16 protein-coding genes are annotated in these 12,727 nt (G+C 68.6%); 6 read left to right on the top strand and 10 right to left on the bottom strand.

Annotation, left to right across the window (positions count from 1 at the left end):
• Window positions 1–9 precede the first annotated feature (9 nt).
• The 3 genes from MC45_RS14020 to MC45_RS14010 all read right to left on the bottom strand — a co-directional run bounded on the left by MC45_RS14020 (window position 10) and on the right by MC45_RS14010 (window position 2,332).
• Complete coding sequence (locus tag MC45_RS14020; protein WP_038664379.1) at window positions 10–474, bottom strand: GNAT family N-acetyltransferase; 465 nt, start codon at window positions 472–474, stop codon at window positions 10–12.
• A complete protein-coding gene (locus MC45_RS14015; RefSeq protein WP_038664376.1) occupies window positions 474–1,583 on the bottom strand; it encodes a M14 family metallopeptidase in 1,110 nt (369 codons plus the stop codon). The genes MC45_RS14020 and MC45_RS14015 overlap by 1 nt, the downstream gene beginning before the upstream one ends.
• Window positions 1,584–1,720: 137 nt before the next feature.
• On the bottom strand, window positions 1,721–2,332 hold the full coding sequence (locus MC45_RS14010) for a DUF4136 domain-containing protein (RefSeq protein ID WP_038664373.1): 612 nt from the start codon (window positions 2,330–2,332) through the stop codon (window positions 1,721–1,723).
• 137 nt (window positions 2,333–2,469) lie between these two features.
• On the opposite strand from MC45_RS14010, the gene ykgO reads away from it, so the two are divergent.
• From ykgO to MC45_RS13990, 4 genes are all read left to right on the top strand, one after another.
• Entirely contained in the window at window positions 2,470–2,595 is a 126-nt protein-coding gene (gene ykgO, locus MC45_RS14005; RefSeq protein WP_003046794.1) for a type B 50S ribosomal protein L36, read from the top strand.
• Window positions 2,596–2,620: 25 nt separating this feature from the next.
• Complete coding sequence (locus MC45_RS14000; RefSeq protein WP_245640732.1) at window positions 2,621–3,250, top strand: HAD family hydrolase; 630 nt, start codon at window positions 2,621–2,623, stop codon at window positions 3,248–3,250.
• 232 nt (window positions 3,251–3,482) lie between these two features.
• Complete coding sequence (locus MC45_RS13995; protein ID WP_038664365.1) at window positions 3,483–4,814, top strand: NupC/NupG family nucleoside CNT transporter; 1,332 nt, start codon at window positions 3,483–3,485, stop codon at window positions 4,812–4,814.
• A 10-nt stretch (window positions 4,815–4,824) separates the two neighbouring features.
• A complete protein-coding gene (locus tag MC45_RS13990) occupies window positions 4,825–6,183 on the top strand; it encodes an amino acid permease (protein WP_081974445.1) in 1,359 nt (452 codons plus the stop codon).
• Window positions 6,184–6,259: 76 nt separating this feature from the next.
• Here the strand turns inward: MC45_RS13990 and MC45_RS19595 are convergent, their stop codons facing one another.
• The 7 genes from MC45_RS19595 to gluQRS all read right to left on the bottom strand — a co-directional run bounded on the left by MC45_RS19595 (window position 6,260) and on the right by gluQRS (window position 11,563).
• Window positions 6,260–6,406: a hypothetical protein gene (locus MC45_RS19595; RefSeq protein WP_169742552.1), complete on the bottom strand. Its 147-nt coding sequence runs from the start codon at window positions 6,404–6,406 to the stop codon at window positions 6,260–6,262.
• Window positions 6,403–7,272, bottom strand: coding sequence for a 3-hydroxybutyryl-CoA dehydrogenase (locus MC45_RS13985; protein ID WP_038667465.1), 870 nt, complete (start codon window positions 7,270–7,272; stop codon window positions 6,403–6,405). Before MC45_RS13985 ends, MC45_RS19595 begins: the two co-directional genes overlap by 4 nt.
• A 56-nt stretch (window positions 7,273–7,328) precedes the next feature.
• Window positions 7,329–8,306: an L-histidine N(alpha)-methyltransferase gene (egtD, locus tag MC45_RS13980; RefSeq protein WP_038664362.1), complete on the bottom strand. Its 978-nt coding sequence runs from the start codon at window positions 8,304–8,306 to the stop codon at window positions 7,329–7,331.
• A complete protein-coding gene (egtB, locus tag MC45_RS13975; protein WP_038664360.1) occupies window positions 8,307–9,557 on the bottom strand; it encodes an ergothioneine biosynthesis protein EgtB in 1,251 nt (416 codons plus the stop codon).
• A gap of 346 nt (window positions 9,558–9,903) precedes the next feature.
• Window positions 9,904–10,452: a cob(I)yrinic acid a,c-diamide adenosyltransferase gene (locus MC45_RS13970; protein ID WP_038664356.1), complete on the bottom strand. Its 549-nt coding sequence runs from the start codon at window positions 10,450–10,452 to the stop codon at window positions 9,904–9,906.
• Between the two features lie 4 nt (window positions 10,453–10,456).
• Window positions 10,457–10,687, bottom strand: coding sequence for a twin transmembrane helix small protein (locus MC45_RS13965; protein WP_038664354.1), 231 nt, complete (start codon window positions 10,685–10,687; stop codon window positions 10,457–10,459).
• A 3-nt stretch (window positions 10,688–10,690) separates the two neighbouring features.
• A complete protein-coding gene (gluQRS, locus tag MC45_RS13960; RefSeq protein WP_038664350.1) occupies window positions 10,691–11,563 on the bottom strand; it encodes a tRNA glutamyl-Q(34) synthetase GluQRS in 873 nt (290 codons plus the stop codon).
• A 107-nt stretch (window positions 11,564–11,670) separates the two neighbouring features.
• Between gluQRS and MC45_RS13955 the strand changes: the two genes are divergently transcribed.
• Both MC45_RS13955 and MC45_RS13950 read left to right on the top strand, forming a co-directional pair.
• On the top strand, window positions 11,671–12,237 hold the full coding sequence (locus MC45_RS13955) for an HNH endonuclease (RefSeq protein WP_038664347.1): 567 nt from the start codon (window positions 11,671–11,673) through the stop codon (window positions 12,235–12,237).
• Between the two features lie 17 nt (window positions 12,238–12,254).
• On the top strand, window positions 12,255–12,710 hold the full coding sequence (locus tag MC45_RS13950) for an EF-hand domain-containing protein (RefSeq protein WP_245640731.1): 456 nt from the start codon (window positions 12,255–12,257) through the stop codon (window positions 12,708–12,710).
• Window positions 12,711–12,727: the final 17 nt, after the last annotated feature.

Here is a 12,727-nt window from a genome sequence, read left to right as displayed (position 1 = left end):
AAGCTCCCTTTAGGGTCGAGGACGAAGGTCGAGGGCGAAGAACTGGTTGTGCGGGCTCGGCCGATAGTCGGCGAACGGCCCGGTGTCGATGAAGCCGGCGCTGCGATACAAAGCGACCGCGGGCGCGTGCAGGGCGGCGGTGCCGGTTTCGAGGCTGAGCCGGTCGTAGCCGCGATCGCGGGCGACCGCGACGACATGATCGAGCAGCGCCCGGCCGACGCCGGTGCCGCGCGCGGCCGGGGCGGCGCGCATCGACTTGACCTCGCCGTGGCGCGGATCGAGCTGCTTGAGCGCGACGAAGCCGACCAGCGTGCCATCGCGCCACGCGGTCCAGAAGGTCACGCCCGGCGCCGACAGGCCGCCGGCATCGAGCGCGAAGGCGTAATCCGCCATCTGCCCGCGCAACTCCGTGAGGTGATGCGCGAGCAGGTCCGCGACATAAGGCGCGGCGGGATCGTCCTGCCTGATCTCCATCAGATTTCGTCGATCATCCCGGCGAGCACTTCGAGACACGACACGCCGAGCGCGCGCGAGCGTTCGGGCGACCAGCCGAATTCGGCGTCGGGATTGGGATCATGATCCTTGAACGGCATCTCCAGCGTCACCGACACCGCGCCGAAGCGCTGCGCCAATTGGTTGGTCGACATCGAGAGATTGGCATTGCCCGCGCTCGATTTCTCATAGCCTTTCTCGGTCTGAAAATCGGGCGTGTGCTCGGCGAGGCGTTGGCCGAAGGCGTAGAATTTGGCGCCATGCTCTTCGGTCCAGTTGGGAATGCCCTCGAAGCCGGCGATGAAATTCGCCGGGATCGCCTCGTCGCCATGGACGTCGATCGCGAAGGCGACGCCGGTCGCGTCCATCGCATCGCGGACGCACAGCACTTCGGGGCTGCGCTCGGGCGTCGGCGCGTGCCATTCGCGGTTGAGGTTCACGCCCGCCGCATTGGTGCGCAGATGGCCGCGGCGCGTGCCGTCGGGGTTCATGTTGGGGACGACATGGACGGTCGCCTTGGCGAGCAGCGGCGCGGCGGCGGGGCTGGTCAGCCAGTCGAGCGCGCCCTCCATCCAATATTCGGTCATCGATTCGCCGGGATGCTGGCGGGCGTAGAGCCACACCGGCTTGGGACCGTCGCCGATACGGAAATAGTCGATGCTCTGCCCGTCGAGCGAGGTGCCGAGCTCGCGATGCGTGACGCCGGGCCGGGCGGCGATGCGCGCGACGAGATCGTGGTGCATCTCCATCGTATAGGGCGCGAAATAGGCGAACCAGGCGAGTTCGGACTCGACCGCGTAATCGAATGACAGCACGCCCTTGTCATATGTGGTGTCGATCATCCGCCACGCCTGCCGGTCGGTGCTGACGCGCGTTCTGTAGCCGGGCCAGCCGAACGGATAGGCCGACTGGCCGGCGTTGACGATGCGGAAGCGCAGCCGTCGGCCGTGCGCGCCGGCGACGCGGAAATAGAACCATTGGAAGAAGTCGGACTCGTGGTCCTTGACGATCTCGAGGTCGATGCGGTCGCCCTCGATGGCGACGACGCGGATGTTGCCGCCGTCGAAGGCGGCGTTGATGCTGAGGGTCATGAGGCGTGCCTGATTGGTAGAGGATGCTTGGCGAAGGGGATGACCTCACCCTCACCCCTTTCCGGCGCTGCGCGCCTCCCTCTCCCGCCGGGAGAGGGAAAGACGCCGCAGGCGGCGCAGGGTGAGGGCGAGGGCGGTCACCTCACCGTGATGGTGCGGCCCGAATCGCCCGGAAAGCCGGTGAACAGCGCGCGGGCGAGCTTGCCGGCCTGCTGGTCGGCGCCTTTGATGTCGCTGATCCCCTGCGCCTTGCCTTCCCAGACCGGCGACTGGTCGGCGCGGCGTTTGATCGTCACCGCGAGCTCGGCGACGAGCAATTCGGTCGGACGGCTCCTGCCGATCGGGAAGCCGATGCCGCCGCCCAGACCGACGCCACCGCCGCCGCGGCGGCCACCACCGCCGCTGAACCCGCCGCCGCCGATGCCGATGCTGACCGGCGACTGGCGCGGCGGGCCCTCGCGGCTGGTGCGGGTGAAGGCGACGGTGGCGACATAATCGGGGGTCGCACCCTGCGCCGGCAAGGTATAGCCGACCTTGAGCAATTCGGCCTCGACCGCGGCGGCATAGGTCTTGAACTCGAGGCTGGCGGGGGCGCCGCCCGAGAGCGGCTCGACCGCGATCGTGCCGCGCGCGATCGGCGCGCCGAGATGGTAGCGGATCACCTCCGTCGGCGGGAGCGGCGACGTGGTCGCGCAGCCTGCAAGTGCCGCGGCGGCAACGCCGAGGGCCAGGAACGGACGGATGCTCATCACGGGGATACCTTTGCGATACGTTGCGTCTGGGAAACGCTCTAACGCGTGTGGCGTTGCTTGACTATTACGGCCTCCGCCCTTAGGCGCTCGCGCTTTCACCGACACCGTCAATTTCGAAAAGAAGCGAATCGATCATGAAGATCCGCAATAGCCTGAAGTCGCTCAAGGACCGTCATCGCGACAATCGCGTGATCCGTCGCCGCGGCCGCACCTACGTCATCAACAAGACCAACCGCCGCTTCAAGGCGCGCCAGGGCTAACCCTTTGGGTATGCCCGCGGCCGACGTGTCGCTCACGGCCCCGACGGCCGTGATCTTCGATGTCGGCCGGGTCCTGTACGACTGGGATCCGCGGATCCTCTACCGGCGCCTGATCGACGACGATCGGGCGCTCGATGCGTTCCTGCGCGACGTCGTCACGCACGAATGGCATTTTCAGCACGATGCTGGACGCGACTTCGCCGAGACCTCGGCGGAGCTTGCCGCGCTGTATCCGGAGCATGCGGCGCTGATCGGACTCTGGGGACCGCGGTTCCTGGAGAGTATCGGCGCGCCGATCGCCGGCATGGCGGCGCTGGTCGACGAGCTGGAGGCGGCGGACGTGCCGCTGTTCGCGATCACCAATTTCAGCCACGAATTCTGGCCGCCGTTCCGCGCGCGCGAGGCGGCGATGTTCGATCGCTTCCGCGACATCGTCGTGTCGGGGGTGGAGAAGATGGTGAAGCCCGATCCGGCGATCTACCGGCTGGCGCTCGACCGGTTCGGGCTGGCGGCGGCGCGGACGGTGTTCATCGACGACAATGCGGCGAACATCGACGGCGCGCGCAGCGTCGGGCTGATCGGGTTGCACTTCACCGACGAGCCGACGCTGCGGCGCGAGCTGGTGGCGCTGGGGTTGCTGGCGCAGCCGGTTTAGGTCCCGACCTTCGAATTCCATGTCATCCCCGCGCAGGCGGGGATCCATATACGCCGACGGTGCGGCGTAAGCGGGACCCGCGCGTCTGGATCCCCGCCTTCGCGGGGATGACGGATGTGGAAGGGAGGGGGCGTCCCCCCGCCCATTCGCCGCTAGTCTCCTGATAAACGCCGTGTATGGTGCGGCCGCGCTGCCGGGGGGCCGCGTCGTTCACTTCCCCGCGGGATGAATCATGCATCGTATCCTGATCGGCGTCGCCGGCATCCTCGTCATCCTCGGCATCGCCGTGCTGCTCTCCGCCGATCGTCGCGCGATCCGGCTGCGCGTCGTCGGCGCGGCGTTCGCGTTGCAGGCGCTGATCGCCACCGTCGTCCTTTATTGGGGGCCGGGGCGGCAGGCGCTCGCCGGCGCCTCGGCCGGGGTCGCCGCGCTGCTCGGCTATTCGCAGAAGGGCACCGAATTCCTGTTCGGCAAGCTTGCCGCACCCGAGATCGGCGGCCAGAGCTTCGCGATCGCGGCGCTGCCGGTCATCATCTTCTTCGCCAGCCTCGTCTCGATCCTCTATTATCTCGGCGTGATGCAGGTGGTGGTGCGCTGGGTCGGCGGCGCGATCGAGACCGTCATCGGCACCTCGAAGGTCGAATCGCTCTGCGCGGCGGCGAACATCTTCGTCGGCCAGTCGGAATCGCCGCTGGTGATCCGCCCCTATCTCGCCGGCCTCACCCCGCCGCAGGTGTTCACGGTGATGACCAGCGGTATGGCGGGCGTCGCCGGCACGATCCTCGCGGCCTATGCCTCGATGGGCATCCGCATCGAATATCTGCTCGCGGCGAGCTTTATGGCGGCGCCGGGCGGCATCTTGATGGCGAAGATCATCATGCCCGATCGCCGCGTCACCCCCGAAGGCGAGCTGCCGCTCGGCGACTTGCCCGACGAGAATCGCGACATCCGGCTGGCGGAAGCGCGGATCAGCGGCGCCGGCCCTGCCGCCTTGTTGCCCGAGGGCGTGCCGGGCGAGCCTTTGCCCGACGCGACGCATGACGAGGAAAAGCCCGCCAATCTCATCATGGCCGCCGCGCAGGGAGCACAGACCGGCGTGCGGCTGGCGGTGGCGGTCGGCGCGATGGTGCTGGCCTTCGTCGCCTTGGTGGCGCTCGCCAACGGACTGCTCGGCGGGCTGGGCAATATGGTCGGGTTGCCGGGGCTGAGCTTCCAGGCGCTGCTCGGCTATGTCTTCCAGCCGGTGATGTTCCTGCTCAACGTGCCGTGGAACGAGGCGGGGATCGCCGGCGGGCTGTTCGGCGAGAAGATCGTGCTCAACGAATTCGTCGCCTATATCGATCTCGGCACGCAAACGAGCCTGTCGCCGCGCACCGTCGCGGTGGTGACCTTCGCGCTGTGCGGTTTCGCCAATTTCTCGTCGATCGCGATCCAGATGGCGGTGACCGGCAGCCTCGCGCCCAACCAGCGGCCGACGATCGCGCGGCTGGGCCTGCGCGCGCTGGCGGCGGGCAGCCTCGCCAATCTGATGAGCGCGGCGCTCGCCGGGCTGCTGATCGGGTGAGCCGCACGCGATGACCGGCTTGCGACGCACGCTCGGGCCGGGCCAGCTCGCGATGATCGCGATCGGTGGCGCGGTCGGCACCGGGCTGTTCCTCGGCAGCGGCCTCGCGATCGGGCTGGCCGGGCCGGCGGTGCTGGTGAGCTATGCGATCGGCGGGCTGGTGACGCTGGCGCTGATGGGCTGCCTTGCCGAGATGACGGTCGCCGATCCGGCGACGGGGTCGTTCGGGCTGTTCGCGGAACGCTATCTCGGCCGGTTCGCGGGCTTCCTCGTCCGCTATGCCTATGCCGCGGCGGTGATCCTCGCGATCGGCACCGAGGTGACCGCGGTGGCGATCTACATGCGCTACTGGGCGCCGGGGGTGCCGGGCCTGTGGTGGATCGCCGGTTTCTCGCTGGCGCTGCTCGGCGTCAACCTCGCCAGCGTGCGGCTGTTCGGCGCGGTCGAATATGTCTTCTCGGCGATCAAGATCGCGGCGATCCTGATCTTCATCGCGGTCGGATCATGGGTGATCGCCGCGCATGGCATCGGCTTTTCCCATTATACCGACGCCGGCGGCTTCGCGCCGCATGGGCTGGGCGGGATCTGGACCGCGGTGATCGTCGCGATCTTCAGCTATATCAGCATCGAGATGATCGCGGTCGCGGCGGGCGAGGCGCGCGATCCCGAACGGGCGATCGTCCGCGCCTTCCGCTCGACGATGCTGCGGCTGGCGCTCTTCTATCTCGGCAGCCTCGCGGTGATGCTGGCGATCGTGCCGTGGACGCAGGCTGGGACGGCGACGAGCCCGTTCGTCACGGTGATGCAGGCGAGCGGCGTGCCCTATGCCGCGGGCGTGCTCAACGCGGTGGTGCTGATCGCGGCGCTGTCGGCGATGAATAGCCAGCTCTATGCGGCGTCGCGGATGCTGTTCAGCCTCGCCGAGAGCGGCCTCGCGCCGCGTGCGCTGGCGCGGGTCGACCGGCGCGGCGTGCCGGCGGCGGCGCTGCTCGTCTCGGGCGGGGGGATCGCGGTGGCGGGTGGCGTCTATGCGTGGCGGCCGGAGGCGGCGTTCGGGGTGATGATCGCGGTGTCGATCTTCGGCGCGCTGTTCACCTGGGGGATGATCTTCGTGACGCATCTCGCCTTCCGGCGGCGGCATGGGGCGCCGGCGGCGTTCCGGCTGTGGGGGCATCCGTGGACGAGCCTCGCCGGGGCAGGGGCGATCGTCGCGATCCTGCTGACGACGCCGTTCACCGCGCCGTTCGCGCTGACATTGGTGTATGGCGTGCCGTTTCTGGCGGTGCTGGCGGGCGTGTATGCGATGTGGTTTCGCGCCCGCCCCCCAACGATCGTCATCCCCGCGGAGGCGGGGATCCATAGACGCTGACGGTGCGGCTCAAGCGCGGACCCGCGCGTCTGGATCCCCGCCTGCGCGGGGATGACATAATGAGGATGACGATGAGTTATTCGTCCGTCCGCATCTTGACCTTGTTGGGCAAATCCTTGCCCTTGGTGCGGCGCGAGGGGAGCTGCACCGGGTTCTTCTTCTTCCATTCCTTGTAGGTCATCGGCCCGTCGGGCGTGTCGACCATCATATCGTCGAGGCTCATCGTGTCGGCTCCGGAGTGGCGCCGCTGTAATCGTAGAAGCCGCGGCCGGTCTTGCGGCCGTACCAGCCGGCCTCGACGTACTTCACCAGCAGCGGGGCAGGGCGGAACTTGGGGTCGCCAGTGCCCTCGAACAACACCCGCGTGATCTCCAGACAGGTGTCGAGGCCGATGAAATCGGCGAGCGTCAGCGGCCCCATCGGGTGGTTGAGCCCCAATTGGCAGGCGAGGTCGATGTCGCGGATCGTCGCGACGCCCTCGCCGAGCGCGAACACCGCCTCGTTGATCATCGGCATCAGCACGCGGTTGACGATGAAGCCCGGCGCGTCGTTGGCGCGGACCACCGCCTTGCCGAGCCGGTCGGCATAGGCCTCGATCACGCCGACGGTCGCGTCGGAGGTGGCGAGGCCGCGGATCACCTCGATCAGGCCCATCACCGGCACCGGATTGAAGAAATGCACGCCGATGAAGCGCTGCGGATCGGGCGAACTCTGCGCCAGCCGGGTGATCGGGATCGACGAGGTGTTGGAGGCGAGGATCGCGTCGGGTCCGAGCACCTTGCCGACCTGGCCGAAAATCGCGCGCTTGATCTCCTCGCGCTCGGTCGCCGCCTCGATGACGAGGCCGCAATCGGCCATCGCCTCGACATTGGCGACGGGTTCGATGCGGGCGAGCGTCACGTCGCGGGTCGCGGCGTCGATCTTCTCCTTGTCGACCGCGCGGGCGAGCAATTTGGCGATCCCCGCCTTGCCCGCCTCGGCGCGCTCGACCGAGACGTCGCTCAAGAACACGCGATAGCCCGCCGCCGCCGATACCTGTGCGATGCCCGCGCCCATCTGGCCCGAACCGATGACTCCGACTGACTCCACGTCCATCTCCTATGCTATTGACGCGCCATAGCCGCTTTCGGCGCGTCTGCCAGCCGTCAGGGGGCGGGGCGCTCCGCCTGCGCCTCGGCGAGGAACAGGCCGAACAGACCGTCGGGATCGGTCCATTCGCGGATCGGTGTCCAGCCGCCCGAACGGAGCAGGATGCGCGCATCGCGCGAGCCGTATTTGTGGCTGTTCTCGGTGTGGATACTCTCTCCAGCCGCCATCGCGAAGGGCTGGCCGTCGACGGTGAATGCGACGTCGCGGGTGGCGACGAGGTGCATCTCGATGCGCGCGCGATCGTCGTTCCAGCGCGCCTCGTGCGCGAAGGATTCGACCGGAATCGTGCCGGAAAGCTCACGATTGATGCGGTCGAGCACATTGCGGTTGAACGCCGCGGTGACCCCGCCGGCATCGTCATAGGCGGCGACCAGAGTCGCCTCGTCCTTGATCCGGTCCATGCCGATCAGCAGCATCGCACCCTCGCCCAATGACGCACGCATCGTGCGGAGCAGGTCGACCGCCATCAGCGGGATCATGTTGCCGATCGTCGAGCCCGGGAAGAAACCGAGCTTGGGCGTATCCGCGATCGTCGCCGGCAGGGTGAGCGGGCGCATGAAATCCGCCTCGAACGGCAGCACGAGCAGACCGGGGAAGGCTTCCGACAGCGCGCGCGACGAGTCGCGCAGGAAGTCGCCCGAAATGTCGATCGGGACGTAGGCGGAAGGTTCGGTGCAGCGCAGCAGCAGCGGCGTCTTGACCGACGAGCCCGAGCCGAATTCGACCACCGCGCGGCCGCGACCGGCGATGTCCGCGACTTCCGGACAGATCGTCTCGAGGATCGCAGTCTCGGTACGCGTCGGATAATATTCGGGGACGTTGGTGATGTCCTCGAACAATTCGGAGCCGCGGCGGTCGTAGAACCAGCGCGCGGGGATGGCGCGGGGCCGGCGTTCCAGCCCGGCGAGCACGTCGGCGCGGAACTGCGGATCGGCGAGCGTCTGCTCGCCGTCCTCGACTTCGGGCTTCAACATTCAGAGGTCCTTGGCGAGCCGCACGCCGGTGAACTGCCAGCGCTGATGCGGGTAGAAGAAGTTGCGGTAGCTGGCGCGGGCATGGCCGCGCGGCGTCGCGCAACTGCCGCCGCGCAGCACGAACTGGCCGCTCATGAACTTGCCGTTATACTCGCCGACCGCGCCCTCGATCGTGCGGAAGCCGGGATAGGGGCGATAGGCGCTACCGGTCCATTCCCAGACGTCGCCGAAGAAAGCGGGGCCGGACGCCGGGCGCGGCTCGACCGGGCCGGCGGCATCCATCTGATTGCCGCCGCGCGCGTCCTGCGCCTGCGCCGCGGCCTCCCATTCGAATTCGGTGGGCAGGCGCGCGCCCGCCCAGCTCGCATAGGCGTCCGCCTCGTAGAGGCTGACGTGGGTCACCGGCGCGGCGGGGTCGATCGCGCGGCGGCCGTCGAGGCCGAAGCGCGTCCATTTGCCGTCGCGCTCCTCCCAATAGAGCGGCGCGACGATTCCCTCGGCCTTCACCCAGGCCCAGCCGTCGGCGAGCCAATGCGCTGGGTCGCGATAGCCGCCGTCGGCGATGAACGCCGCCCATTCGCCGTTGGTGACGGTGCGGTCGGCGAGGGCATGCGGCGCGAGCAGGGCGTCGTGGCGCGGCCCCTCGCAATCGAAGGCGAAGCCGTCGCCGTCATGGCCGATGCGGACGATACCGCCGGGATGGTCGATCCAGCGCACCGGCCCGGGCATCGCCACCGGCACCTTGGGCGCGGCAGGCCAGATCGCCGGTTCGAGCGGATTCTCGCCGAACAGATGCAGGACGTCGGTGACCAGCAGCTCCTGATGCTGCTCCTCGTGATGGCAACCGAGCGCGACGAGCTCGCGTGCCGCTTCGGGCAGGTCGGGCAGCGCTGCGGCGAGTGCCGCGTCGACATAGGCGCGATAGGCGCGGACCTCGTCAAGCGTCGGACGGGTGATCATGCCGCGGCGATCGCGCGCGTGGCGGCGCCCTTCGGCCTCGTAATAGCTGTTGAACAGGAACGGAAAGCGTTCGTCGTGCAGGCGGTAGCCGGAGACGTGGTCGCGCAGCACGAAGGTCTCGAAGAACCACGTCGTATGCGCGAGATGCCATTTGGTCGGCGACGCGTCGGGCATCGACTGGACGGTGGCGTCGGCGTCGGACAGCGGCGCGGCGAGCGCCAGCGTCAGTGCGCGGACGGCAGAGAAGCGCTCGGCGAGCGGCGTTAGCGGCTGAGGTGCGATCTTCAACATGGCTGGCCTCCCCCGCGCGTCTTAACGCAAGTCAGGACAGCGCGCGAAACGGCAAAGGGTTGCAGCCGGGATGGACGTTTCGCGCGATTTCGATGGGTTCGAGGCTGTTTCACACTTGATCCGGTTGGCGGATGCGCTCCGCTGAACAGAAGAACGGTTCGCGCGAAGACGCGAAGACGCGAAGGTGTCGCGCTTGCCGCAGTCGCGGCCCATCACATCAAGCCATTTCGATGACAGGGCCACGCTCGCCCCAGGCGGAACACCTTCGCGTCTTCGCGTCTTCGCGCGAACAAAGAATCCGGGCGGAAGGAGGGGGCGGGGGAATGTCCCGCGAGGCCGGAGGAAGCTAGCGGCTCGCGCCCGGCCGCCAGAGGATGTCGCCGGCGCCCGCGCCGTTGACCACGCGGGTGGCGACGAACAGCCAGTCGGACAGGCGGTTGAGGTAGGCGAGCGCCGGCGGATTGAGCCCGTCGACCGCCACCGCGCTGCGCTCGGCGCGGCGGACGATAGCACGGGCCAGATGCAGCGCCGCCGCACCGGCATCGCCGCCGGGCAGGATGAAGCTGGTCAGCGGCGCGAGATCGGCGTTCATCGCGTCGATCTCCGCCTCGAGCCGCGTGACCTGCGCGGGGACGATGCGGAGCGCGCCGTCGATCCCCGCGGGCGTGGCGATATCGGCGCCGAGGTCGAACAGGTCGTTCTGGATGGTCAGCAGCGCCGCGGCGGGCGCCCGCTCGCCGAGCGCGGCGATCGCGACGCCGATCGCGCTGTTCGCCTCGTCGACGTCGCCGATCGCCGCCATGCGCGGATCGGCCTTCGACACGCGCGAGCCGTCGACGAGGCCGGTCGTGCCGGCGTCGCCGGTGCGCGTGTAGATGCGGTTGAGCTTGACCAACGGCTCAGGTGCGTCCGGCGAGGAACAGGATCAGCACGACGATCAGGATCGCGATCGCCTGAAAGAAGATGCGCATCTGCATCATCTTGTTCGATTTGAGCGAGGCGGCGGACGGCCCCTGGCCGTCGCGGACCTGCGCGTGCGATTCCTGGAGGAAGGCGATGACGCCCCGGACCAATGCGACCACCGTCGCCAGCATCGCCGCGATCAGCAGGAGGACGAGAAAGGTGTTCATCCGCTATAGGTAAGCGCTTGCGATGGTAAAGCCAATGGGAAGCCGGCCGGCGCGCAGGGCCGCCGCCAGCGCCGCCCCGTCCTCGCCCGCGGCGCGCAGATCGGCGAGCGCGGGGGCGCCGTTGCGCTTGGCGAGGCGGGTGCCGTCGGGGCCGAGCAGCAGCGGATGGTGGCGATAGCGCGGCGTCGGCAGGCCGAGCAGCGCCTGCAGCAATCGGTGGATGTCGGTCGCGCGCATCAGGTCGCGGCCGCGCACCACGTCGGTGATCCCCTGCGCGGCGTCGTCGATCGTCACCGCGAGGTGATAGCTGGCGGGGGCGTCCTTGCGGGCGAGGACGACGTCGCCGAACGCCGCCGGGTTGGCGTGCTGCGGCCCCGCGAGCGCGTCGGTCCAGTCGAGCGGGCCGGCGAGGGCGACGGCGCGGTCCGTCGCCAGCCGCCATGCATGTGGTACGCCCGCGGCGATTCGCGCCGCCGCCTCGGCAGTGGGCAGATGGCGGCAGGTGCCGGGATAGACGAGGCCATCCGGCCCCTGATGCGGTGCCGAGGCGCTCGCCGCGATATCGGCGCGGGTGCAGAAACAGGGATAGAGCAGGCCATTGTCGCGCAGCCCGGCCAGCGCCGCGTCATAGACGTCCAGCCGCGTCGACTGGCGCAGCACCGGCCCGTCCCACGTCAGGCCGAGCCACGCCAGATCCTCGGCGATCCCGGCGACGAAGCCCTCGCGGCTGCGCGTGCCGTCGATGTCCTCGATGCGCAGCAGGAAACCGCCACCTGCGTCACGCGCATGATCGTGCGCCTGCAACGCCGCAAAGGCATGGCCGAGATGCAGTCGTCCGGTCGGGCTCGGCGCGAAGCGGGTGACGACGCGGCTCACGCGCGCGTCCCGCCGCAGAAGGCTTGACCGGCATCGATGCGGCGTGCTGTCATACCAGCGTCACTCTCGTGGGCGACATGGCCCGCGGGTAATCCGTGGGAGGAGCCGTGTTTCATCCCGATCTGATCCGTCACCCCGACAATTGTCCGGCGCTGGTGCTCAACGCCGATTATACGCCGCTGTCCTATTATCCCTTGAGCGTCTGGCCGTGGCAGACCGCGATCAAGGCGGTGTTCCTCGATCGCGTCGACATCGTCGCGCACTACGAACGCTCGGTGCGCAGCCCGACGGCGGAGATCAAGCTGCCCTCGGTGATCGCGCTCAAACAATATGTGCGTCCTTCGGCGTTTCCGGCGTTCACCCGCTTCAACCTGTTCCTGCGCGACCGCTTCGCCTGCCAATATTGCGGCGTCGGGCGCGACCTGACCTTCGACCATGTCGTGCCGCGCGCGCAAGGCGGACGGACGACGTGGGAGAATGTCGTCACCGCCTGCGCGCCGTGCAACCTCAAGAAGGGCGGGCGGACGCCGAAACAGGCGCATATGCCACTGTACGTCGAGCCGATCCGGCCGACCAACTGGCATCTGCAGGAACATGGCCGCGCCTTTCCGCCCAACTATCTCCACGACACGTGGCACGACTGGCTCTACTGGGACGTTGAGCTGGAAGCGTAACGATACGGAGACCGGGTTTGCGGACGGGGATCATCATCGCGGCGGCGGCGCTTGTCGCGGCGGGTACGGTGGCCGGATGCGGCCCGCGCGAGGACAAGGTGGCGGAGGCGGACGCGAACGCCGCGGGCTTCGTGCCACCGGCGGTGACCAGCCGCGTCGACTTCACCAGCACGATGGAGCGCCGCTTCCGCACGCTCGACCGCAATGCCGACGACCGGCTCGACAAGACCGAACTGCCCCGCCAGAACAGCCGCCTGATGAGCCTCGACCGCAACGGCGACGGCGTCATCAGCCTGATCGAATGGGACGAGGGCACGCTCAAGCGCTTCGACCAGATGGATCTCAACCACGACGGCACCGTCACCTCGGAAGAGGAAAAGGAATGGCGCGCGGCGCGCGATGCAGGCCGCGAGCCCGCGACGCGGCCGACACCGCCGGTGCCGGGCGATCCGCTGGGCAATAGCACGCGGTAGGCCCTCGCTAGTAAGGA

It is taken from the genome of Sphingomonas taxi (genome assembly GCF_000764535.1).
Classification (GTDB): Bacteria; Pseudomonadota; Alphaproteobacteria; order Sphingomonadales; family Sphingomonadaceae; genus Sphingomonas; species Sphingomonas taxi.
This window is presented reverse-complemented; position numbering and strand designations above follow the sequence as displayed.